Below are 22,175 nucleotides of genomic sequence, written 5' to 3'. Positions count from 1 at the left end.
GCTACACATGATCGCATCGAAATTCGCGTTTTTATCGGACCTGACGCGGACCTTTAGAGCCATGTTCCCTGTTGTATGCCCGCACGATCCCAAACACCGAGATGGAGTTGAAGCTCATGGCGAAGAAGCCTGCCAAACAGACTGCCCCTTCCACTGACGAAGCGCAGCCGCGCTATGCCGTCGAATATCGCGAAATCCAGCCGTACGGAACGTTGAAGAATCTACCGATCGCGCTTGAGGATAACGCCCGTGCGCAAAGCGTGGAGATCCTCAATCAGGTTTTGGTCGATACGATGACCCTGCGCGACATGTACAAGAAGCATCATTGGCAGATGTCTGGTGCGACCTTTTATCAGCTTCACCTGCTGCTCGATAAGCACTTCGAGGAGCAGTCGGCATTGGTCGACATGATTGCTGAACGTATCATGGCGCTTGGCGGCATCAGCATCGCCATGGCGCCTGATGTCGCGGAAATGACCCGCATCCCCCGTCCGCCCAGAGGTCGGGAGGACGTTCCGTCGCAGCTTGCACGCCTGCTTGAAGCCCATGAGATCATCCTGCGTCAGGCCCATGAGGGCGCGGAAGCCGCAGACGAGTCCGGGGATGACGGCACCAACGATTTGCTGGTCAGCAACATCATCCGTACCGGTGAGCCGCAGGTATGGTTCTTGGCCGAACATCTCGCGGCAACCGAACTGGTCCGCCCAGACGCGTAAAGAGTCGGATGACGCACACGACTTGGTTGTGTGCGTCACTTCCGACGCCCATCGCGCTGGCAGCGCGCGGGGCGGATACGGCTTGTGTCGTCTGGCAAGTCGGGTAGTTCTTCAGTGCGAGCTGCAGTTATAACTCCGGACAAACTCAGCCGGCATAGGCTGATCACGAATACGGACGGTTCTGGGCCAGCCCGGATTGCGTTGCGGCAGATCAATCATCGAACCAGATACAGCGCGCGGGCTACTGTTCCGAACGCTCAGTCCGCGAAGCTGGTCGACCGGGAGAGCGTATCCCAGGCATCGCGTTCCGTCTTCATCGCATCCAGCTTCTGATCGACTAAGCCCAGCGCATCGGCGCCGAGAAAAAGCCGGGTAGGCGGGCTTTCGGCTTCGACCAAGGCGAGCAGCGCCTGGGCGGCCTTGGCCGGATCGCCCGGCTGGTTGCCGCTCTTGGCTTGGCGCGCTTCTCGCAACGGATCCATCACCGCGTCATAGTCTGCAATGCTGCGCGGCGTACGGTCCATCGAGCGCCCCGCCCAGTCAGTGCGGAACTGGCCGGGCGCAAGCGCCGTCACCCGGATGCCAAAGGCCGCCACCTCCTTGCCGAGGCTTTCGGAGATACCCTCGAGAGCGAATTTGCTACCGCAGTAGAAGCTGATCCCTGGCATGGTGATGAACCCACCCATAGAGGTCACGTTGACGATGTGGCCAGCCCGGCGCTCCCGCATGCCAGGCAGCACCGCCTTTATCATCGCCACGGGTCCGAAAACGTTGGCGGCGAACTGCCGCTGGAGATCGTTGATCGAAGATTCTTCCAGCACGCCCTCATGGCCGTAGCCGGCGTTGTTCACCAGCACGTCGATCGGCCCGATCTCCTGCTCCGTTTTGTCGACTGCCAAAGGGATGGCGGTATAGCTTGTGACATCGAGCACGAGCGGATGCGCACGGCCGGGCGCGAGGGCAGCGAACGCACCGGCGTCGCCGTCCCGCCGCACGGTACCGATTACCTTGTGTCCGGCTTTCAGCGCACCTTCGGCAAAGGCGCGTCCCAAGCCCGAGCTGACGCCAGTGATCAGGAAGGTTTTGGGCAGAGTGATGGTCATGCGATACCTCCGGGGCAAACCACGTACATATAACATGATATAGGAAGCGTATGCCGGGCAGCAAGACAAGGGTTTCGACTTTCGAGAAAGGTGAGCCCGTTCGCCAGCGGATCCTCGATGCGGCGGAACGGCTGCTCCGCAGCGGCGAGGCCGAGTTCTCGATGCGCGACCTTGCCGCCGAAGCAGGGGTCAGCTTCGCTACACCCTTCAACCAGTTCGGAAGCAAGGCGGGGATCATGCACGCTCTGTCCGCCCGGCGGATTGAGAGCATGGCGGAGCGCTATGCTGCCGTGACGCCTCCAATAGACGCAACAGGTCGCGTTCGGCTGGCGATTGAGGTGGCAGTTGCCGTCATGCTGGACGAGCCCGACGTGAACCGTGCGGTGATGGGGTCGATTGCCACCGCGGGGCCAGCAAGAGCCGATGCCTTGACCCGGTCCACAGCCTTCTGGACGCTGGCGGTGGGCGCCTCCGAAGGTGAGGCTGCGCCGAACCGGCAACGTTGGCGCGATCTGCCCATCCAACTCGCCTTAGCCTTTCGCGGGGCCTTGTCGTTTTGGTCGGCTGGTGAGCTACCCGACGCAGAGCTTGCTCCGGCGGCCCTCGCAACTGCGAACACCCTGATGCTCGGCTTTGCCAAGCAATAGCAGCCTTTTAGGGTCTGCAAGCGCCATTCGGGCGATCATCGTGCTTGAAAAGGCAGCACGGCAACGTGTCGGCTACGCAGGCCGACCTTCATATTGCTTTACGGCCTTCCCTTATCCCAATCGCATGCTCACCTCTGTCTAGGCTGCCTGCAACCAAGCGATCGCGTCCGCCCCGGCCGGCAGATACGCCGGTGCGCTCATGTCAGTCACCGCGCGCCAGACCGCCGCGGCAACGTCCTCGGATGAGGTGTTCGGGCCAGTGTCCTGCTGCCAGCCCGCCATCACCTGCTCAACCAACGGCATGTAGGACTCCGGGACGCCGCCGGTTATCAGCGCGTGGGCGTTGTCCCCCCTAAGCGCGTCGTCGGCGCGCGGCCCGGTAGCACAACCCGGACGCGCGCGTTGAACGGCGCGAGTTCGAGATCCACACTGTCTGAAAAGGCATTCACGGCCGCCTTGCTGGCTGTGTAAACCGACAGCAGCGGCAGCGGCCGGTAGGTCCGAGGAGGTGACGTTGACGACGACGCCGTTGCGCCGCTCGCGCATCTGCGGCAGCACCGCCTGCATCATCGCGATCGTGCCGAGCGTTTTGGTCTCAAGGATGTGCCGCGCCGCCTCGATCGGCGTGCCCTCTAGTGCGTTGAGGAAGCCGACACCGGCATTGTTCACTAGAGCGTCGATCGGACCCGCATACGCCTGCGGCCACGTGCCAGCAGCTCCTGCAAGATTGCTGGGACGCAGACGGGACCGTTGGAACGTCCGAGATCGATGGAGCTTAGTACTACCGACAGCCCACCAAGTTGGTAGGCGATCATCGACATCTGTCGATCTTTATCAGGTTCTGTTTAGCCGGTTCGCAGCTGGCAGGCGGCCGTTCGTAAAGCTGCGTGGCGCATGATGGTAGGGCCGCATAGCGAGGTTTCACTCTGCCACTCCTGACGCTGACTAAGCGGCTTAACAAAGCAAGGGAGCCATTAGATCAGCAGTTTGTTCATCTCAGACGCCGCCGCATGATCGAGCGGTCCTTAGGAAACAGATGCCGATCAAATTGAAGCCACTTACCGAGCAGGTCATCGTCGTCACCGGAGCCACGAGCGGCAACGGCCTTGCCATAGTGGAGCAGGCCGTGAAGGCCGGATCTGCTGTGGTGGCTGTCGCGCGAAACGCAGACGCGTTGGAGGCTTTGCAGGCGCGGCTGCGGGCCAATGGCGGCCGGATCGCAACCTGCATTGCCGATGTCAGTGATATGGCCGCAGTCGAGCGGGTAGCCGTCATCGCCACAGAGGCGTTCGGCGGGTTCGACAGCTGGGTCAACAACGCAGGAGTGGGCACGTACGGCACGTTGGAGCAAGTGCCGGTTGAAGATCACCGGCGCGTATTCGACGTGAACTACTTCGGTACTCTCAACGGCTCGCTTGTCGCAGCACGGCATCTGCGTGGGCGAGGCGGCGCGATCGTCAACGTTGGCTCGATTCTTGGTGACCGCGCGATTGTCCAGCAGGGCGCATATTGCGCAACCAAGCATGCTGTGCAGGCGCTGACCGATACGCTGCGTATGGAGCTTGAGCGTGAAGATGCTGGCATTTCCGTCACGTTGGTGAAGCCCGGTGCGATTGATACGCCCTTTCCTGAGCATGCTCGCAACTTCATGGACAAACCGCCCCGACTGCCACCGCCGCTCTACGCGCCCGAAGTGGTTGCTGACGCCGTGCTGTTCGCCTGCGCTCATGCCAAGCGCACGCTCTATGCGGGCGGCGGCGGACTGCTCTCGTCTGCACTCTCCCAAGCAGCTCCGCGCCTGGCCGACCTGGCGATGGAAGTCGTCGGTACCACTGCCCAGCAGAAACCCGGCGACCCAGGTGATCCGAAGCGCCGGGACAATCTTTATGAGGCGCGTACTGACGCGCTACGCGGCAGCCAGCATGTTCATGCCCGCCGATCCAGTCTCGCCCTACAGCTTCAGAAGCTGCCGTTTTCCTCTGTTGCACTCGCGGCCATCGGTGCTTCAGCCGTCGCGCTTACGGCGCGCGCTGTCGCGCGACGGCGTTGATATCTACAAACGCCGCATCAGGTGTTTAGTCGCGGCATCTGGTCGATCAACGTTGTATTGAAGTTGCTCAACGACACAGATCGCTGCTCGCGCCTCTTTGTACACGGAGAAGTGCAACAGCGATCGTGAAGATCGTACATGCCTAAATCGGAAGCGAGGTCGGCAAAACCTTCAAGGTCGGTGGTTCCGATGTTGGCTTCTGCCCTGCTAGCACCTGCGTGGTGTAAAACGTCTACACGCGTGAAAAAATTAGCGCTCTGCGAAATGTCTTTGGTGTACCAGCCGCCGACAAAAACGGGCGATCGGCACTGCGACGGCACGAACGTCCTGCCAACGTCACACAGCGGGGAAAACTACATGCGAATGCGTACGATCATCTGGACAAGTGCCGCGCTGTTCATCGCGGGGCCGGCGATGGCGGACGACGAACCGCGCTTTTGCCCGACACGCCCGAGCATTGGCGGGTCGAGCTGCACCACCGAGCCGGGGCAGGTGCACGTGGAATATTCGTTCCTCGACTGGCAGCGGGACGATCAGGCCGACCAGCGTAACGACCGGATCGTAACGGCGGATCTTCTGACCCGCGTCGGTGTCGGCAAGAACACCGAGCTGCAACTGGGTTGGACCGGGTTCGGGCATGACCGTACGCGCGACAAGACGTCCGGCGCCATCGACACAGTCAATGGCACGGGCGACGTTACGTTCGCGGTCCGCCAGCATCTTGCGGGCGCGGAAGGGAAGCCGTTCTCCACGGGTATTCAGGCGTTTGTCACGGCGCCGACCGGTCGCAATCCGGTCGGTGCGGGAACATGGACGACGGGGGTGATCATTCCCGTTCAATACGATCTTACCGAAAAGGTTGCGGTTTCGTTCACCGGGGAGGCGGACGCCGCCGCAAACGAGTCAGGCGATGGGCGGCACCTTGCCTACAGCGGCATCGCGGGCCTGCGTTATAAATTGACCGGCAACATCTCAACCTTCGCGGAGCTGTCGCTCGAGCGTGACGATGATCCGGAAAAGCACGAGACGTTCGCACTCGCGGCGATTTCGACAGCTTGGCGGCCGATCAAGACGCTGCAGTTCGACGTGTCGGCGGTGGCAGGGCTCAACCGCGCGTCGCCGGACATCCGGCTCGTCACCGGCGGGGCGGTGCTGTTCTAGCACTGCGCGCGCGAGGCAATGCCCTAGCCGGAGCAGGACCGAGGCATCTCGGTAAACGCCACAGAGTGGCTGGGGCTTCGCGCTTGCCACAGGGCCACCGGACGTGACAGCATGTCCTCCAACGACGATCCGGCTGAGGACGTTGGGGAGGATGATGAATGACGGTACGCCGGTTTCTGCTTCTGCTCGGCATGATCGGCACGTCGGCAACGGCGGCGCCGGTGGTGAAGATCGCGCAAGGCAGCTTGAACGGTAGCGAAGCCGCCGGTGTCGCGGTGTTCAAGGGCATCCCCTACGCGGCGCCCCCGGTCGGCACCTTACGCTGGCGGGCGCCCGCAGCGGCCCCGACATGGTCCGGGGTGCGACAAGCCGCGGCATACGGACCGGTTTGCCCCCAGGCGCACGTCACCTGGGCCGGGCACGACCTCGATCGCACCAGCGAGGATTGTCTCACGCTTAACGTGTGGACGCCGCACGCGGAGGTCGGTGCGCGCCTGCCGGTGCTGGTCTGGTTCCACGGCGGCGGGTACACCGCTGGCGCAGGCTCGCAGAGCACCTATGAGGGTAGCAGGCTCGCGCGCCGGGGCGCGGTGATCGTCACGGTCAACTATCGCCTCGGCGTGCTCGGCTATCTCGCCGATCCGGCGCTCAGCAAGGAGGCGAAGAACGGCACCTCCGGCAATTACGGCTTGCTTGATCAGATCGCCGCGCTCCGCTGGGTGCAGGCGAATATCGCGCGGTTTGGCGGCGACCCCAAGAATGTCACGGTCGCGGGGCAGTCGGCGGGCGGTGGATCGGCGATGTTGGTGACGATCGCGCCGCGTGCCCACGGCCTCTTTCAGAAGGCTATTTTTGAGAGCGGCGCGGCGCTCGGTCTGCCCGGCGCGGGCGAGACCGGGCTCGGCCCGGCAGAGGCGGCCGGCGCGGCGTTCGCGAGAACGCTCAAGGTGCAGACCCTTGCGCAGCTTCGCGCGCTGCCGGTGGCGACGCTGTTGAGAGCGGTCACGCCGCGTGTGAGCACCGGCCCGATCCTCGACGGCAAGGTGGTGCCGATGGATATCACCGCCGCCTATCGCAGCGGTCGGGACGCGGGCGTGCCGATCCTGCTCGGCTGGAACAGCAACGAGGCGGCGCGTTTCATCGATCATGCGACACTGGCGGGCTACGCCGCATCCGCCCGGCAGAGCTATGGGCCGCTCGCGCCCGGCTTGCTGCGCCTATACCCCGCGACGACCGAGGCTGCCGCCACGCGCGCCGCACAGGATCTTATGAGCGACGCCGGCTTCGGCTGGCGAAGCTGGAGTATCGCCGAGGCGCGAAACAGGGCAGGCGCGGCTCCGGTGTTCCTCTACCAGTTCGACGATCCCCCGCCGGGGCCGGACGGATCGCGTACGGATGGCGCGGTTCACTCCGATGAGCTTGGCTTCGTGTGGGGGAACGATGATCCGCACGAGCGCTGGTCGGCCGCCGATCGCGCGCTGGCCGACGATATGCAGGCTTATTGGGTCGATTTCATGCGCAAGGGCGATCCCAACGGCTCCGGCCTGCCGCGATGGGATGCATATCGCGGCAGAGGGACTGCGGTGTGGCTGCGTCGCGACGGCATAACGGTGGCGCGCCCGCTCCGCGTGGAGAAACTGCGTGACGTGGACGCGTTGCTACCCCGGTAAGGGCACGCCGCTCCGGAGGTGTTCGCGAGCCTGTTCATACGGCGCGGCGGGTGTAGGTTGCAGCCAATCGCCACAGGCATCTGGAGGGGGCGGCATGCCCGCACGACCACCTAACGCGTGTTGCTGTCCACTCGGTCAAACCCGCGACCGGACGATCCAGACCCCGGTTCTCGCGGGCCAGCGCGCGTGATCCCCGCCGTATTGGCTGCGTGTCTGAGCGTTGCGCCGGTTTCGGCCCATCCTCCTCCCGCCGGTGCGGCAGGCGCGCCTGAGCCGTCGTCGCTGGCGCCATTGCTGCTTGCGACCCTGGACGAGACGCTGGATGTCGCGGGCGATCCGCTCAATGCAGCGGAGGTCCGGACCCGCCTGACTTTGCCGGTCGCGGTGAACGGTGTTGGTCCCTTCCGCTTCGTGGTGGATAGCGGAGCGGACCGATCAGTTGTCGGGTTGCGCCTGGCCGCCCGGCTGCGGCTGCGTCCGGAGGGTTGCCTGCGTCTGCACGGCATGGCCGCGACCACACTCGTGCCCGCCGTGCACCTCGACAGTCTCGACTGGGGCGGCGGGCAAATCGAGAACGTGTCGACGCCCGCGCTCCCTGACGAGGCGATCGGAGCGGACGGGCTGCTCGGCATAGACGCTCTGGCCGGCCGGCGACTGAAGCTGGATTTCGAAGCGCGAGCGATCACCGTGGAGGATCCACAGCGGCGTGAGACGTCATCGGCAGGGGAGCCGGGCGATATCGTCGTGACGGCGCGGCGGCAGCACGGGCAATTGATCCTGACGGCGGCGACGTCTTCCGGCGTCAAGATGCTCGCTGTCATCGACACGGGGGCGGAGGTCACAGTCGGCAACAGTGCGCTGCGCGCGCGCGTGCTGGCGCGCAAACAACCGCTTGAGCCGCATCCGGTCGATCTGATCAGTGTGACCGGGGATCGATTGATCGCCGATCTGGTGACCATACCGGATCTCTCCATCGGGGGCCTGCGAATCAGGGATCTGCCGGTGGCGTTTGTCGACGCGCCGCCGTTCGCGCTCTTCGGGCTGTCCGATAAACCCGCCGTGTTGCTCGGCAGCGACGTGCTGCAGGCGTTCAGACGCGTCAGCCTGGACTTTCGCCGCCGCAAGGTGCGCTTTTCGTTACGCGCACCGCGATAGCGCCGATCGCAGCACCCGCAATCCGGTCCTTGTCGACGGGCGGGGGCGCGGCTAGCGCTGCGTCACCAATCGTTGGGGGAAGATGTCGGATGCTTACCAAACGCGCGTTTGTCGGGATGCTGATGGCGGGTACGACTCTGCCGCTGATCGAGCCTGTCATGGCCTGCGCCGCCACCGGCACCAGCGCCGAAGACGCTCGGCTGCTGCACTTCCTCGATGCGGCGTTCGATGCGAGTGTCGCGCTCAGCCCGGAGACGCAGACCAGCCTCGGCCTCAAGACGAACTACGACCGGCTCGACGATTACACCGACGCGGCCGCACAGCGCGCGCAGACGCTGGAGGACGCGCAACTCGCCGACATGCGGCGCAGTTTCGCGCTCGACCGGCTTGGGCCGGATGCGCAGCTCAGCTACCGTTTGTTCGAGGCGCAGGTCGCCACCGACAAGCGCCAGTCCGCGTTCCGCGATTATGCGTTCCCGGTGTCGACCAACGGCAGCCCGGCCGGCAACATCCCGGTGTTCCTCATCAACCAGCACCGCATCGATACGGTGGCGGATGCGCACGCCTATGTCGCCCGGCTACGCGACTCGCTGCGGGTGATGCGGGAGGTCGCCGCGACCATGCGGAAACAGGCGGCGAAGGGTATCGTGCCGCCGAAGATGGTCTTCGCTCCCGCGCGCGGGGACGCTCGCCAGGTCATCACTGGCGCTCCGTTTGACCACGGCGCGGACAGCAGTCTGCTCGCTGATTTCAAGGCGAAGGTCGGCAAGCTTTCCGCCCCCGATGCAACCAAGACAGCGCTGGTCGCGGAGGCGGTGGCGGCGCTGACGGGGCCGTTCCGGCAGGGCTTCGATGTTCTGTTCGCCGCGCTCGACGAGATCGAGCCGCTTGCCAAGGGTAATGACGGCGCATGGAGCCTACCGGGTGGCGACGCTTATTATCAGGCGCGGCTCGCCTATTATACCACGACCGACATGACGGCGGAGCAGATCCACCAGCTTGGGCTGGATCAGGTGCGATCGATTCATGCTGAGATGACGGCGGTGATGACGCGTGCCGGGTTTGCCGGATCGCTGCAGGATCTGTTCGCGGCGCTGCGCACCGACCCGAAGTTCAAATATCCCAACACCGATACGGGCCGCCAGCTTTACCTTGCCGATGCGCGCGCGGCGATCGCGCAGACCATGGCGGCCGCGCCGCGTTTCTTCCGTCGCCTGCCCAAGGCTCCTCTGGAAGTGCGCGCGGTCGAGACATGGCGGCAGGAGACCGCCCCGGTCGCCTTCTACGATCAGCCTGCGCCCGATGGATCGCGGCCGGGCATTTTCTACGTCAACCTAGCCGACATGACGCAGGTGCAGAAAACGCAGGTGGAGGGCATCGCCCACCACGAAGGCGCGCCCGGACACCATTTTCAGATCGCCCGCGCGCAGGAACTGACCGGCGTGCCTAAGTTCCGCCGCTTCGGCTATTACGGCGCGTATACCGAAGGTTGGGGGCTCTATTCCGAGCGGCTCGCCAAGGAGATGGGTGCTTACCGCGATCCTTATTCGGAACTGGGAATGCTCGCCCTGCAGGTCTGGCGTGCTTGTCGGCTCGTGCTTGACACGGGCATGCACGCCAAGCGCTGGAGCCGTGACCAAGCGATCGCCTATTTCACCCAGAACGCGCCGCTGTCGGCGCGTGACGTGGTCAAGGAGGTCGACCGCTACATCAACAATCCCGGTCAGGCGACGAGCTATATGGTCGGGCAGCAGCGGATATCCGCCTTGCGGCACAAGGCGGAAGCGGCGCTGGGCGCGCGGTTCGACATTCGCGATTTTCACGAGGTGGTGCTGGCGCATGGCGCGTTGCCGCTCGACGTGCTGGCGCAGCAGGTCGATGCCTGGGTTGCCGCCGGCTGACGATCTGGCGCCGGTTGCGAACCGCCTTGGTTTCGATGGAGGTCATGTTGACTGCCGCCGCGGGCACAGCAATGGTGGCGTTCTGATGAAGAGGTAGCCGATGTTCATGAACCGCCGCGCCGTCCTCGCCGGAGGGGTGGCGCTGATTGCCAGCCGCCTCGCTGCGCAAGCGCCCACGCCCGCTGTCCCCCGTGTCCGCCGGCTGTCTCCCGCGTTGGATCAAATGGTGCTGCCGGGGTCGCAGCCGGAGGTGATAGCCACCGGTATTCGCTGGGCAGAGGGTCCGTTATGGGTTGAAAAGGGCAAGTATCTGCTCTTCGCGGACCCGCCGGCCAATATCGTCCGACGCTGGCAGCGGGACCGCCCGGTTGCGGTGTTCCTCGATCCTTCGGGGGCGGCCGGTACTGATCCGAAACTGGTTCGCGAGCCAGGTGCCAACGGGCTGGCGCTGGATGCACATGGCAGGTTGCTGATCGCCAACAGCGGCGGGCGGAGCATCGACCGTGTCGATCTGGCGACCGGGAAACGGGTGGTGCTGGTCGATCGTCACGCCGGCAAGCGTTTCAACAGCCCCAACGACATGCATGTCGCGCGCGATGGATCGATCTACTTCACCGATCCGCCATATGGGCTGGAGGGGGGCGATGCCTCGACGTTGAAGGAGCAGGCGGTCAACGGCGTCTACCGTCTGCGGCCAAACGGTGCGATCGAACTGCTCGACGGCAGCCTGCCGCGGCCTAACGGCATCGCGATGTCGCCGGACGAGCGCCGGTTGTACGTGTCGGTGTCCGACGAAAAGGCGCCCCGGATCATGGTGTACGACCTCGACGCCCGGGGCATGCCCCGCAACGCGCGTGTTCTGCTCGACGCGCGGACCTTGCTGGCGGGGGGTGCGCCCGGTCTGCCCGACGGGATGAAGGTCGCGCGCGACGGAACGTTGGTCTGTTCGGTGCCCGGCGGCATGATGTTCATGACGCCGGAAGCGGAGCCGCTTGGCCTCGTCGAGGATGGCTCGCCGATCGCGAACTGCGCGTTCGGCGAGCGGGGTGCTGCGCTGTTCATGACGTCTGGCACCCGCGTGCTGCGGCTGGCGCTCAAACCCGGCTGGCAGGCGGGCTGATCCCCGCGCGCCTGCGCAGCTCGATGGCGGAGGTCGTCCGTTGAAGGCCATCAGTCCGCCGTCTACCGGCAGGCTCACCCCCGTACACCATAGGCGCGGCGTCGCCCGGTAGGAACGCCATCATCGCCACGATGTCTTTGGAGGCGTGCCGGTGTTCCGAGCCATATCCGTTCCCTGAACTTGGCCATCAACTCCGGCTCTGCCTGTATGTCCTGTCCAACAGGCTCGGATTCACCGCCTTGACGCGACGCTGCCCTTGGCCGCACCATGTTGGTCACCACGCCTTTCGACGGATTGTAGGCGAACATGCACCATCCGCCCGAGCATGGCTCAGGCGAAGATGTCGGCCAGCCTGTCGGCGTCGGGACCATCCTTCCAGTTGCGCAACTCAATGAACAAAGACGCGCCGACGATCGTGAACCACGTCAGCACGACCGTCGTGACGATCGATCGCAGCAGCGCGACGGCCAGCGACGGCGGCATCGGCGCACTGATATGGCCACCGCGGGTGAACGCGCCGAAGGTGCCATAGCCCGCCACGCTCGCTAGGCCGACAGCGATCAGGACGAGCATATAGATGACGAAGGCGAGCAGCATGATGCCGAACACCGGCCAGCGCGCGCCCTTGGTCAGCGCTCGGCTGCGGCCGAATGCGCCGAACACCCCCGTCCGTTCCGCCACGACGGCGGGAAGGCACACCGCCCACATGACGGCGAGGAGGATCCCGGGCACCAGCAAGAAGATACTGCCGATCCACACGCCCAGCACGAACAGGAGATAGACCGCGAATAACGGCAGGGCGCGCTGTGCACCGACCTGGAGCATCTCGCGCAGATCGGCCGACCGCCCTTGATCGTGCGCGACGGTCGCCTGAACGAGGGCACCGCTGGCGACGAGCCACAATATCGCGACGACGAGCCCATAGAGGCCGAACGCTGCATAGCCGCCCCCGGTCAGGCTCCGGTTCGGCAGCGCCCATCCGCTGACTTGCCCGATCAGCAGTTGCGGCAGCGCGATCAGCACATAGGTGACGCCCAGCGTCGCGAGCGGATTGGCCTTGATGACATTTACGCTGCGGCCGAACACACTACCGACGGACAATCCGTGGCGTTGTTCGACGAACGACTGACTTGCCATGCTGCTTCTTCCCCCCAAGACCGCCCTTCCGCCGATGGTGACGAAGCGACGTGACGCTGTCCAGCGGGATCGCTCCGGAACATGGCGATAGCGGATTGCGCCGTACGCGGATCCGGCTAAGTTCGCAGGCGGGGCAGCGCGTCGTCGCTGGGAGGGCACCATCGGCGCATCAGCACAGGTTTCGGCGGCGGATCGACTGGCCGGGGCACATGCCGCGCTGCGTGCCGATCCGTCGGTGCAGTTCACGCTGACGCGCGTACCGGCGCCGCCGCAGCCGCCCGAATGGCTCCGCACGCTCGGGCACTGGATCGCGAACCTGTTTCGGCCGGTCGGGCGCTTGCTGCGCGGGCTGTCCAGCCTGATGCCGGACGCGCCCTATGCCCGCATCCTGCTGTGGACGCTGCTCGCCGCGATCGCGGCGGCGGTGATCTGGATGATCGTCGATCGCATCCGTTCGGGCGAATGGCGGCTGCCCACGTGGCGGCGCGGCAGCAAGGCGACACCGGAAGCGGACGAGGACGGCTGGTCGCCGGGTGCGGAGCCGGCCCGGACATGGTTGCGGGAAGCGGACCTGCTTGCCGCCGAAGGGCGCTTTGCCGAAGCGATCCACTATCTCCTGTTTCATTCGATCGACGATATTGCCCGTCGTCGCCCGGCCTTGAAGCGGCCGTCGCTGACCAGCCGAGAGCTGGCCTCCGCGACACTGCTGCCCGCCGCTGTTCGCCCGCTGTTCGCCAGCATCGCCGGGCTGGTCGAACGCAGCCTGTTCGGCGGGCGTCCGGTCGTGGAGGAGGACTGGCAGGTTGCGCGGGCTGCTTATGCCGACCTCGCGCTGCCGCAGCGGTGGCGCGCGTGAGCGAGGTTTCGATCGCAGCCGCCGGAGCAGGTGACGGCAAGAACGCCGACAGCATCTTCTCGCCGCTGGCGGTGGCGCTGATGCTGGTGATCGGCATTCTGGGTTTCGCCGGATCGTTGCTGCTCGGGGCGTATGCGCCCGACCTGCGATCGGGCCATAATGCGGGGGCACACGCGCTATCCACTGCCGCGACCGGCTACGCGGGCATCGTCGAACTGGCGCGCGCCACCGGGCGCAATCCCCACATCATCCGTGCGGAAGAGGCGTGGAATGACGAGGATCTGGTCGTCGCCACGCCCGAACACGGCACCGTGAACATGAGCAAGTTCCTGAAGGCACGCCGTGGCCGCCCGACGCTGATCGTCCTGCCGAAATGGGACACGGTGGCGGACGGTCGGACGAGCGGCTGGGTAAACGTCGCCGGTCTGCTGCCGGCATTCGACCCTGCCGGCGTCCTCGCACCCGGCGTTGTGATGACAGTCACCCGCCACCGCAGCGGCGCGCGGATGCTGCGCGTGGTCGGCCCGGGAACACCGTCGCTGGTGACATCGGCACCGCAGCCATTGCAGGTGGTGACGTCGCCTGCGCTGCTGCCGGTCCTGACCGACGATGCCGGCCGGATCGTGCTGGGCTGGATCAACGGTACCAGCATATACGTCCTCGCCGATCCCGATCTGCTGAACAACCACGGCATCCGCCGGCTCGACCGCGCGCGCGGGGCGCTCGACCTGCTCGACTACGTCAATGCGAACGGTGCGCGGGGTATCGGCTTCGATGTGACGCTGAACGGCCTTGGCCGGGGTCGCAGCCCGCTGAAGCTTGCGTTCGAGCCGCCGTTTCTCGCGATGACGCTGGCGATCGTCGTCGCGCTCGCGCTGGTCGGGTGGCAGGCGCTGGTCCGCTTCGGGTCGGCGCAACCGCCCACGCGCGCCGTTGCCTTCGGCAAGGCCGCGCTGATCGACAACAGCGCGATGATCGTCCGCAAGGCGGGGCGGGAAGGCGGGCTGGGCACGCGCTACGCCGCGCTGATCCGCGACCGTGCACGCGCGATGTTCGGTGTGCCGGCGCATTTGCCGGACGATGCGGTCGATCGCTATCTGGATCGTCTGCAAGGGGCGACGACGTTCACCGCGCTTGTTGCCGACGCTGGCGACGCGAAACATCCCGCCGACATGCTCGCAGCGGCACAGGCGCTGCACCAATGGCAACAGGAGAAGACACGGTGACGGTCAACGAGGTTCAGGCGCTGGGGGCGGCGATCCGTGCCGAAATCGGCAAGGCGGTGGTCGGCCACGACGCCACTGTCGACCTGCTGTTGGTTGCGCTGTTCGCGGGCGGGCATATCCTGCTGGAAGGGCCACCGGGCACCGCCAAGACATTGCTCGCGCACAGTTTCGCGCAGACCCTCGGGCTGAAGTTCGGGCGGATTCAGTTCACCCCCGATCTGATGCCGGGCGATATCATCGGCGCGAACCTGTTCAACTTCCAGACGTCCGCCTTCACGCTGACGCGCGGGCCGATCTTCACCGAACTGCTGCTCGCGGACGAGATCAATCGCACCTCGCCCAAGACGCAGGCGGCGTTGCTGGAGGCGATGCAGGAACGCACCGTCACCATCGACGGCGAAAGCCTTGCGCTCAGCACGCGCTTCACCGTCGTCGCAACGCAGAACCCGATCGAGCAGCAGGGCGTCTACCCGTTGCCCGAGGCGCAGCTCGACCGGTTCCTGTTCAAGCAGACTGTAGCCTACCCCACTGCCGAGGAAGAACGCCGGATCGTCGCCGGCCACGGCGCGCGGCAGGCGGCGATGTCGCCCGCCGACTGGGGCGTGGAGGCTCGTGCGGATGCCGCGACGATCGATGCGGCGGTGGCTACGGTCGCAGGCGTGCGGCTGGTCGATGCGGTGATCGACTATATCGTCGCGTTGATCCGGGGCACGCGCGGTGTCGCCGATCTCGAAAGCGGCGCCTCGCCGCGCGCCGGTGCGATGCTGGCGGGCGCGGCGCGCGCGCGGGCGGCGCTTGACGGGCGCGACTTCGTCATTCCCGACGACGTGAAGACACTGGCACCGGCGTTGCTGCGCCACCGGCTGATCCTGTCTCCCGCCGCCGAGATCGGCGGGCGCACGGTCGAGGACGTGGTGGCGCAGATCATCGACACGATCGAGGCGCCGCGTTGATCTATCCGACCCGCATGGCGGTGCTGGCGGCGGTGATCGGTGCGCCGGTCACGTTGCTGGTCGCCGTGCTGTTTCCGGCCGTCTGGTATGCGGGGCTGGGCTGGCCTCTGGCGGTGCTGATCCTGGTGGTTGTCGATGCGCTGCTGGGGCACGCGCGTGCCGGCGCGACGCTCGCGCTGCCGCAGTCGGCGTCGGTGGGTGTGTCGCTGACGGTGCCGGCCGCGGTAACCATCACCGGCCAATACGTCCGGGGCGTTGCGCAGGTGGCGATGGCCCGCGATCCGCTGGTCGCGGTCGCCAACGATGGGCGGGTCGACGTGATGCTCGACGACGGTCGCGGCACCGCTGCGCTGGTCCTGACCCCGCTGCGTCGCGGCACCGCGCGTTTCGCGGCGATCTGGGTGCGCTGGGCGGGACCGCTTGGGCTGGTCTGGCAGCAGGCGCGGATCGACGAGGCGCATACACTGCCGATCCTGCCCGATGTCGAGGCGGTTCGTCGCGACGGGGCGCAGGTGTTCCAACGCCACGCCGTGCAGGGTCTGCTCGCGCAAAGCGACCGTGGCGACGGCAATGACTTCGATGCCCTGGTCGAGTTCCGCTCGGGCATGGACCGGCGCGCGATCGACTGGAAACAGACGGCGCGCCACCGCAAGCTCTACGCCAAGGAATATCGCACCGAACGCAACAGTCAGATCGTCTTCGCGATCGATGCCGGGCGACAGATGTCGGACCCGATCGGCGGCATCCCGCGTGTCGATCGTGCGGTCTCGGCGGCGTTGCTGACCGGCTGGCTGGCGCTGAAGCTGGGGGATCGCGTCGCGCTCTATGCCTTCGATTCACGCCCGCGCGTCGCCAGTGGCTTCATCAGCGGCGCGCCGGCTTTTCCGGAGCTCCAGCAACTCGCGGCGGCGGTGGATTACAGTGGCGACGAGACCAATTACACCTTCGCGCTGACCACGCTTGCCGCGCGGCTGACGCGACGGTCGATGATCGTGCTGTTCACCGAATTTACCGATCCGATTTCCGCGGATTTCCTCGTGCGGGCGGTCGCGCGATTGCTCAAGACCCATCTCGTGCTGGTCGTCGTGCTGCGCGACGACGAACTCGAAACCATCGTCGATGCGGCGCCGGTTCAGCCCGCCGACGTGACCCGCGCGGTGACCGCGGCAGCGCTGCTGCGTGATCGCAAGCTGGTGCTGCTGCGGTTGCGTCACCTCGGTGTCCACGTCATCGAAAGCGCCTATGATCAGGTCGCCGAGCGGCTGGTCGAAGGTTATGTCGACCTCAAGCGAAGGAGCCTGTTGTGAGCGCTTTCGTCGATGCCGCCGCGCCGCTGCTCAACGCCAGCCGCTTCCGCGCCGCGCACGAAGCGGAATGGATACGGCTAGAGGCGCTGCTGAAGCGGATCGAGAAGCGCTCGGTCCGCGTGCTTACCGACGACGATCTGCTTGCTTTGCCGTTGCTGTACCGCGCGACACTGTCGTCGCTGTCGGTCTCGCGCCAGACCTCGCTCGACCGCGCGCTGATCGCGTATCTGGAGCAACTGTGCGCGCGGGCGTACTTTCAGTTGTATGGCGTGTCGGATTCGGCGTGGCGCGACCTTGGGCGGTTCTTCACGCAAGGGTGGCCGGGGGCGGTCGCGTCACTCTGGCGCGAGACTTTGGTGATGGCCTTCCTCACCCTGGTGGGCGCGGTTGCCGCCTATCTATTGGTCCGTGCCGACCCCTCCTGGTATTTCGGCATCATCCCCGAAGGGCTGGCGGGCGGGCGTGATCCGGACGCATCGGCGGCGGCACTGCGCGCTACGCTCTACCATAGCAGGGACAGTGGCCTCGGCGTGTTCGCCAGTTTCCTGTTCAACCACAATGCGCAGATCGCGATCTTCGCCTTCGCACTGGGCTTCGCGTTCGTCGTGCCGACCGCGCTGCTGATCCTCTACAACGGGCTGATGCTCGGCGCGATGATCGCGGTGTTCGCGGGCAAGGGGCTGGGGCTGAACTTCGTCGCCTGGCTGGCAATCCACGGCACTACCGAGATGTTCGCGATTATCATCGCAGGCGCGGCGGGCATGCGGATCGGTACCGCCATCGCGTTTCCCGGGCGGGAGGAGCGGATGGTGGCAGTGGTTACCGCCGGGCGCACCGCCGCGATCGCCATGGCGGGCGTGGTGCTGATGCTGGCGGTGGCGGCGATGCTCGAAGGGATCGGGCGGCAGGTGGTGACCGGCGACGGGCTACGCGCTGGCATCGGCCTTGCCATGCTGGCGGCGTGGCTGGTCTATTATTACGGCATCGGGAGGCGTTATGCGCAGAACCGGCGCGGCTAAGCCGCCTGCCACCCTCCGCCGTCGCTTCGTCACGCCGGAAGGCGTCGATCTCCAGCTCGAACTCGGCGGGGCGGGCACCCGCGCGGCGGCGTTCCTGATCGATGTGGTGTTGATGGTAATCCTGCTCGTCGTGGCGTCGCTCGGCCTGTTCGCGATCGGAACCGCGACGCGGGCGGACCTTGCCAAGATCCTCTGGCTGATCGGTGCATTCTGCCTGCGAAACGGCTGGTTCGTCCTGTTCGAGATGGGCGGGCGTGGCGCCACGCCCGGCAAGCGGCTGATGGGGCTGCGGGTCATCGCGCGCGACGGCGCGCGGCTGACCGCTGGCGCGGTGCTGGCGCGCAATGCGATGCGCGAGATCGAGGTGTTCCTGCCGCTTTCCTTCCTTGCCGCGCAGGCGGCGACCGGGACGGCGGATGCTTTCCTGAGCATCTTCGCCTTGTTGTGGAGCGGCATCTTCCTGTTCTTTCCGCTGCTCAACCGCGATCGGTTGCGGATCGGCGATCTCGTCGCGGGCACCTGGGTCGTGCAAACCTCCGCACAGCGTCTCGCCGCGGACCTGTCGACGACGCGCGATCAGCCGCGCCGGATGTTCAGCGATGCGGCGCTCGCGCTGTATGGTGTGTATGAATTGCAGGCGCTGGAGGAGGTGATCCGCAGCGGGGATGCACTGGCGCGGACCACCGTCGCGGCGACGATCCGGACCAAGGCGGGGCTGCCCGACGATGGCGACGACGACGGCTTTCTGGCCGATTATTACACCGCGCTTTGCGCAAGGCTGGAGCGGGGGCTCCTTGTCGGGCGGCGCCGGCTCGACAAATTCGGCGCGTAAAGGGCAGGCGCTGATATCGTACTTGCTTGCTACCATCGCCGCTTGTCGCCATCGGCCGGCGATCACAGTGCCCCCTCCCGGTGTGTGCGGGAAGGGGCATAGCCGTCACCAGACATGCACCCGCTTATCGGGTGCCAGATACAGCTTCTGACCCGGCTGAACCTTGAACGCGGGATACCACGCATCGAGATTGCGCACGGTCTGCGCGCGGAACCGGGCGGGTGCGTGGCCGTCGGTGGCGATGCCCGATCGCAGCGCCGCGTCGCGTTCCTTTGCGCGCCAGTTCTGCGCATAGGCGAGGAACAGGCGCTGGTCGCCGGTCATCCCGCCGATCACCGGGGCGGGCTTGCCGCCAAGCGAGGCGTGATAAGCTTCGTATGCTGCGGTCAGCCCGGCGACGTCGGCGATATTCTCGCCCAGCGTCTGGCGACCGTTGACGTGCAACCCCGGCAGCGCCTCATACGCGTCGTACTGCGCGACCAGCGCTGCACCCTGCTGCTTGAAGTGCGCGAAGTCGGCGGGCGTCCACCAGTTGCGCAGCTTGCCCGTCGCGTCGAACAGTGCGCCGGTATTGTCGAAACTGTGGCTGATCTCGTGGCCGATCACCGCGCCGATCGCACCGTAATTGGCGGCGGCATCGCGATGCGGATCGTAGAACGGTGCCTCGAGGATCGCCGCCGGGAAATTCAGCGCGTTCTGGAGCGGCAGGTTTACCGCGTTGACGGTCTGCGGCGTCATCCACCATTCGCCCTTGTCGGGCGCCTTGCCGAGTTTGCCGAGCTGATGGTGATATTCGGCCAACCGCGCGCGCTGGATATTGCCGACCGGATCGTCCGCCTTGATCTCCAGCGCGCTGTAGTCGCGCCACGACTCTGGATAGCCGATGCCGACGCGCATTGTTGCGATCTTGCGCCGCGCCTCGGCCTTGGTGGCGGGGGCCATCCAGTCGAGTGCTGCGACGCGCGTGTCGAACGCGGCGAGGATGTTCTTCACCATCCCCTGAATATCCGCCTTGGACGAGGCGGGGAAGAACCGCTTCGCATAGATCTGCCCGACCGCGTCGCCGAGATACGCGTTGACTGCGGCGATGCCGCGCTTGTCGCGCGGGCGCTGCGCCGGGGTGCCCGACAGCGTATGGCCGTTGAACTCGAACGACGCCTGATCGAATGCCTTGGGCAGCACGGACGTAACGGCGTTAATATGGTGGAACGTCAGCCAGTCCTGCCATGCCGCGAGCGGCTCGCTCGCCACCAGCTTCGCGAGACCCGCGGTCGCGGCCGGTTGCCAGACGATGAAGGTCTGCTGCCCACCGAGCCCGGCCGCGCCGAAGAACGCCGCCCAGTCCAGCCCCGGCGCCTTCTTCGCGAAATCCGCTCTGGCCCACGGGTTGTTGGCCTTCTCCGGGTCCTGACTCGATATGTTGTCGAGGTGCGCGGTGGCGATTTTCGTTTCCAGCGCCATCACCCGCTGCGCGCGCGCCGCAGGGTCGCTCATGCCCGCAAGCGTGAAGATACGCGTCAGATAGGCGACGTAGGCGGTGCGGATCTTCGCCATCTCGGGCTTGGCCGACAGGTAATAGTCCCGCTCGGGCATGCCGAGGCCACCCTGTAGCAGGTACGGCACTTCCGTATCGGGGTGGGTGAAATCCTGCGTCACGAACAGGCCGAACAGATGCTCGGTGTGGAAGTTGGAGGCGTTGAGCGGATCGACATCGGCGCGCAGGTCGCTGCCGAGCATCTTTGCCAGGACGGTCTTGTCGCTGATCGCCGCGATCGCGGCGAGCTCGGGCTTGATCGGCGCGAGGCCACGCTGCTCGATCGCGTCGGTGTCGAGGAACGCGTTGTAGAAGTCGGCGATGCGGCGCTGGTCGCTGCCGGCTGCGGCGTTGGCCTTCGCCGCATCGCCGATCACCTGCGCGTTGCGCCGTTCGGCGATGTTGAACACGTCGAGAAACACGCCGGTCGAGGCGCGGTCGGCCGGGATCGTCGTCTTCGCGCGCCAGGCGCCGTTGGCATATTGATCAAAGTCGTCGCCCGGCTTCACCGACGTGTCGATGCCCGCCGTATCGATGCCGGATGCGGTCGCCTTCGCCTTCGCCTGGGTCGTCGTGTCGGTCCCGGCAGGTTTGGAGCAGGCGGTGGTGGCGAGCAGCAGAGCGACGAACAGGGCGGAACGCTTCATGGGGCAACCTCTTGCGATCGGTATTGGCACGCGCGTACACCGTGCTCTCATCCAGTGCCAGATCGTGAGTGCCCCCGGCCGTCTGCGAAGGCGAGGCATGCGTTGGTCTGATCTTCCGACAGGCCAGTTCGTTCGGACAATGGTTGTACCGAACCCGGAATGCATACCGCTTTGGCGTACCATGACAGGTCCGATCTGCTGTATTGGCACATCACAACGTGGTGGTGCGGAACCACAGCCATAGTCGCTGCTTTACAGGTTGATGTTAGCTGCCTCCCCCATCGGCCCTGCTTCCGGTGGTAACAGCCTCGACCGCGCTGGGATTCGTCTAAGCTATTGGTGGCGACACGGGCGCCTGCCAAATCTGGACGACCCGCGCCTGTTCACCGAATGGATACAGTACCGCAAGCTTCACGACCGTGATCCGCGTATGCCGATGCTCGCGGACAAGGTGGCGGTGAAGGCGTGGGTGGCGGCCCGGCTCGGCGCGGATTGGGTGATCCCGACGCTCTGGCATGGGGCCATGCTGCCGCCCGCTGCGGTGTGGCCGACGCCCTTCGTGGTCAAGGCGCGGCACGGCTGCAACCAGTCCCGGTTCGTGTTCAACGATGCCGCGGCGTGGCTCGCCGTCCGGCGCGATGCCGCGCGGTGGATGAGGAAGCGGTACGGCGTATGGCTAAGCGAGTGGTTGTACCAAGATATCCCGCGCGGGCTGCTGGTCGAGCCGTTCGTGGGTGTCGATGCAACGCTGCCCGTCGACTACAAGTTCTTCGTTTTCGCCGGGCGGGTCGAATACGTGCAGGTCCATCTCGGGCGCGGGGCGCGACACCGCTGGATCGTTTTTGATCGTGAATGGCGGCGGCTGTCCCGGCGGACCGAAGACCCTGATCCTGCACGTCCGAATGCCCTTGTGCGGATGATGGCGGCTGCCGAAACCCTCGGACAGGGCTTCACCTTTGTGCGGGTCGATCTGTACGATGGTGCTAACGGACCGCTGTTCGGGGAGATGACCTTCTATCCGGGATCGGGGCTGGATCGCTGCGATCCGGTTTCACTCGACATGCGGATGGGGCGTGACTGGCAGTTGGCATTAGAACATCCCGCAGCGAGGGCGGCCGCATAGGATCTCGTCGTAGAGCTT

At 65.7% G+C, this 22,175-nt stretch carries 20 protein-coding genes and 1 pseudogene; 15 read left to right on the top strand and 6 right to left on the bottom strand.

Features of this window, described 5'->3' with window-relative positions; all coding sequences use genetic code 11:
• Positions 1-116 precede the first annotated feature (116 nt).
• Positions 117-716: a DNA starvation/stationary phase protection protein gene (locus tag OXR00_RS10545; protein WP_267388182.1), complete on the top strand. Its 600-nt coding sequence runs from the start codon at positions 117-119 to the stop codon at positions 714-716.
• Positions 717-973: 257 nt separating this feature from the next.
• Here OXR00_RS10545 and OXR00_RS10540 read toward each other — a convergent pair whose 3' ends face one another.
• On the bottom strand, positions 974-1,819 hold the full coding sequence (locus OXR00_RS10540) for an oxidoreductase (protein ID WP_267388181.1): 846 nt from the start codon (positions 1,817-1,819) through the stop codon (positions 974-976).
• Between the two features lie 50 nt (positions 1,820-1,869).
• Between OXR00_RS10540 and OXR00_RS10535 the strand changes: the two genes are divergently transcribed.
• The gene (locus OXR00_RS10535; RefSeq protein WP_267388180.1) at positions 1,870-2,466 is read left to right on the top strand and encodes a TetR/AcrR family transcriptional regulator; all 597 of its coding nucleotides are present in this window, start codon (positions 1,870-1,872) and stop codon (positions 2,464-2,466) included.
• A gap of 138 nt (positions 2,467-2,604) precedes the next feature.
• On the opposite strand, the gene OXR00_RS19790 is transcribed toward OXR00_RS10535, so the two are convergent.
• From OXR00_RS19790 to OXR00_RS10520, 3 genes and pseudogenes are all read right to left on the bottom strand, one after another.
• Entirely contained in the window at positions 2,605-2,769 is a 165-nt protein-coding gene (locus OXR00_RS19790; RefSeq protein WP_267388179.1) for a hypothetical protein, read from the bottom strand.
• Between the two features lie 26 nt (positions 2,770-2,795).
• Positions 2,796-2,915: a hypothetical protein gene (locus OXR00_RS10525; RefSeq protein WP_267388178.1), complete on the bottom strand. Its 120-nt coding sequence runs from the start codon at positions 2,913-2,915 to the stop codon at positions 2,796-2,798.
• Positions 2,916-2,979: 64 nt separating this feature from the next.
• Positions 2,980-3,207, bottom strand: a pseudogene (locus OXR00_RS10520) (SDR family NAD(P)-dependent oxidoreductase); the annotation flags it as partial.
• A gap of 295 nt (positions 3,208-3,502) precedes the next feature.
• Here OXR00_RS10520 and OXR00_RS10515 point away from each other — a divergent pair.
• The 6 genes from OXR00_RS10515 (at position 3,503) to OXR00_RS10490 (ending at position 11,523) form a co-directional block, all read left to right on the top strand.
• Positions 3,503-4,516 carry an SDR family oxidoreductase gene (locus tag OXR00_RS10515; RefSeq protein ID WP_267388177.1) on the top strand — a complete coding sequence of 338 codons (1,014 nt, stop codon included), beginning with the start codon at positions 3,503-3,505 and terminating at the stop codon, positions 4,514-4,516.
• 357 nt (positions 4,517-4,873) lie between these two features.
• Complete coding sequence (locus OXR00_RS10510; protein ID WP_267388176.1) at positions 4,874-5,677, top strand: transporter; 804 nt, start codon at positions 4,874-4,876, stop codon at positions 5,675-5,677.
• A gap of 158 nt (positions 5,678-5,835) precedes the next feature.
• Positions 5,836-7,347, top strand: a complete 1,512-nt coding sequence (locus OXR00_RS10505; protein WP_267388175.1) for a carboxylesterase family protein — start codon at positions 5,836-5,838, stop codon at positions 7,345-7,347.
• 291 nt (positions 7,348-7,638) lie between these two features.
• Positions 7,639-8,502: an aspartyl protease family protein gene (locus OXR00_RS10500; RefSeq protein ID WP_267388174.1), complete on the top strand. Its 864-nt coding sequence runs from the start codon at positions 7,639-7,641 to the stop codon at positions 8,500-8,502.
• A gap of 89 nt (positions 8,503-8,591) precedes the next feature.
• The gene (locus tag OXR00_RS10495) at positions 8,592-10,403 is read left to right on the top strand and encodes a DUF885 domain-containing protein (protein WP_267388173.1); all 1,812 of its coding nucleotides are present in this window, start codon (positions 8,592-8,594) and stop codon (positions 10,401-10,403) included.
• A gap of 106 nt (positions 10,404-10,509) precedes the next feature.
• Positions 10,510-11,523: an SMP-30/gluconolactonase/LRE family protein gene (locus tag OXR00_RS10490; RefSeq protein ID WP_267388172.1), complete on the top strand. Its 1,014-nt coding sequence runs from the start codon at positions 10,510-10,512 to the stop codon at positions 11,521-11,523.
• A gap of 330 nt (positions 11,524-11,853) precedes the next feature.
• Here OXR00_RS10490 and OXR00_RS10485 read toward each other — a convergent pair whose 3' ends face one another.
• Positions 11,854-12,660 (bottom strand): hypothetical protein, encoded by an 807-nt coding sequence (locus OXR00_RS10485; protein WP_267388171.1) that lies wholly within the window; start codon positions 12,658-12,660, stop codon positions 11,854-11,856.
• Between the two features lie 235 nt (positions 12,661-12,895).
• On the opposite strand from OXR00_RS10485, the gene OXR00_RS10480 reads away from it, so the two are divergent.
• The 6 genes from OXR00_RS10480 to OXR00_RS10455 are packed head-to-tail and all read left to right on the top strand — an operon-like array spanning position 12,896 to position 18,853.
• Positions 12,896-13,516 (top strand): DUF4129 domain-containing protein, encoded by a 621-nt coding sequence (locus tag OXR00_RS10480; RefSeq protein ID WP_267388170.1) that lies wholly within the window; start codon positions 12,896-12,898, stop codon positions 13,514-13,516.
• Positions 13,513-14,742, top strand: coding sequence for a hypothetical protein (locus OXR00_RS10475; protein WP_267388169.1), 1,230 nt, complete (start codon positions 13,513-13,515; stop codon positions 14,740-14,742). The genes OXR00_RS10480 and OXR00_RS10475 overlap by 4 nt, the downstream gene beginning before the upstream one ends.
• Positions 14,739-15,695 carry a MoxR family ATPase gene (locus tag OXR00_RS10470; protein WP_267388207.1) on the top strand — a complete coding sequence of 319 codons (957 nt, stop codon included), beginning with the start codon at positions 14,739-14,741 and terminating at the stop codon, positions 15,693-15,695. Before OXR00_RS10475 ends, OXR00_RS10470 begins: the two co-directional genes overlap by 4 nt.
• Positions 15,692-17,002, top strand: coding sequence for a DUF58 domain-containing protein (locus OXR00_RS10465; RefSeq protein WP_267388168.1), 1,311 nt, complete (start codon positions 15,692-15,694; stop codon positions 17,000-17,002). The genes OXR00_RS10470 and OXR00_RS10465 overlap by 4 nt, the downstream gene beginning before the upstream one ends.
• Positions 16,999-18,021, top strand: coding sequence for a stage II sporulation protein M (locus tag OXR00_RS10460; RefSeq protein WP_267388167.1), 1,023 nt, complete (start codon positions 16,999-17,001; stop codon positions 18,019-18,021). The genes OXR00_RS10465 and OXR00_RS10460 overlap by 4 nt, the downstream gene beginning before the upstream one ends.
• The gene (locus tag OXR00_RS10455; protein WP_267388166.1) at positions 17,999-18,853 is read left to right on the top strand and encodes an RDD family protein; all 855 of its coding nucleotides are present in this window, start codon (positions 17,999-18,001) and stop codon (positions 18,851-18,853) included. Before OXR00_RS10460 ends, OXR00_RS10455 begins: the two co-directional genes overlap by 23 nt.
• 105 nt (positions 18,854-18,958) lie before the next feature.
• On the opposite strand, the gene OXR00_RS10450 is transcribed toward OXR00_RS10455, so the two are convergent.
• Positions 18,959-21,034 (bottom strand): M13 family metallopeptidase, encoded by a 2,076-nt coding sequence (locus OXR00_RS10450; protein WP_267388165.1) that lies wholly within the window; start codon positions 21,032-21,034, stop codon positions 18,959-18,961.
• 262 nt (positions 21,035-21,296) lie between these two features.
• Between OXR00_RS10450 and OXR00_RS10445 the strand changes: the two genes are divergently transcribed.
• Positions 21,297-22,157 carry an ATP-grasp fold amidoligase family protein gene (locus tag OXR00_RS10445; RefSeq protein WP_267388164.1) on the top strand — a complete coding sequence of 287 codons (861 nt, stop codon included), beginning with the start codon at positions 21,297-21,299 and terminating at the stop codon, positions 22,155-22,157.
• Positions 22,158-22,175 lie beyond the last annotated feature (18 nt).

Origin of the sequence: Sphingomonas sp. GC_Shp_3 (assembly GCF_026540945.1) — a bacterium.
Taxonomy (GTDB): domain Bacteria; phylum Pseudomonadota; class Alphaproteobacteria; order Sphingomonadales; family Sphingomonadaceae; genus Sphingomonas.
This window is presented reverse-complemented; position numbering and strand designations above follow the sequence as displayed.

Excerpts from the sequence above, each read along its gene's own strand:
- OXR00_RS10490 (WP_267388172.1), top strand. The coding sequence starts at position 10,510 with ATGAACCGCCGCGCCGTCCTCGCCGGAGGGGTGGCGCTGATTGCCAGC.
- OXR00_RS19790 (WP_267388179.1), bottom strand. The coding sequence starts at position 2,769 with ATGCCGTTGGTTGAGCAGGTGATGGCGGGCTGGCAGCAGGACACTGGC.
- OXR00_RS10540 (WP_267388181.1), bottom strand. The coding sequence starts at position 1,819 with ATGACCATCACTCTGCCCAAAACCTTCCTGATCACTGGCGTCAGCTCG.
- OXR00_RS10545 (WP_267388182.1), top strand. The coding sequence starts at position 117 with ATGGCGAAGAAGCCTGCCAAACAGACTGCCCCTTCCACTGACGAAGCG.
- OXR00_RS10515 (WP_267388177.1), top strand. The coding sequence starts at position 3,503 with ATGCCGATCAAATTGAAGCCACTTACCGAGCAGGTCATCGTCGTCACC.
- OXR00_RS10450 (WP_267388165.1), bottom strand. The coding sequence starts at position 21,034 with ATGAAGCGTTCCGCCCTGTTCGTCGCTCTGCTGCTCGCCACCACCGCC.
- OXR00_RS10510 (WP_267388176.1), top strand. The coding sequence starts at position 4,874 with ATGCGAATGCGTACGATCATCTGGACAAGTGCCGCGCTGTTCATCGCG.
- OXR00_RS10485 (WP_267388171.1), bottom strand. The coding sequence starts at position 12,660 with ATGGCAAGTCAGTCGTTCGTCGAACAACGCCACGGATTGTCCGTCGGT.
- OXR00_RS10505 (WP_267388175.1), top strand. The coding sequence starts at position 5,836 with ATGACGGTACGCCGGTTTCTGCTTCTGCTCGGCATGATCGGCACGTCG.
- OXR00_RS10535 (WP_267388180.1), top strand. The coding sequence starts at position 1,870 with ATGCCGGGCAGCAAGACAAGGGTTTCGACTTTCGAGAAAGGTGAGCCC.
- OXR00_RS10455 (WP_267388166.1), top strand. The coding sequence starts at position 17,999 with ATGCGCAGAACCGGCGCGGCTAAGCCGCCTGCCACCCTCCGCCGTCGC.
- OXR00_RS10495 (WP_267388173.1), top strand. The coding sequence starts at position 8,592 with ATGCTTACCAAACGCGCGTTTGTCGGGATGCTGATGGCGGGTACGACT.
- OXR00_RS10445 (WP_267388164.1), top strand. The coding sequence starts at position 21,297 with ATGTTAGCTGCCTCCCCCATCGGCCCTGCTTCCGGTGGTAACAGCCTC.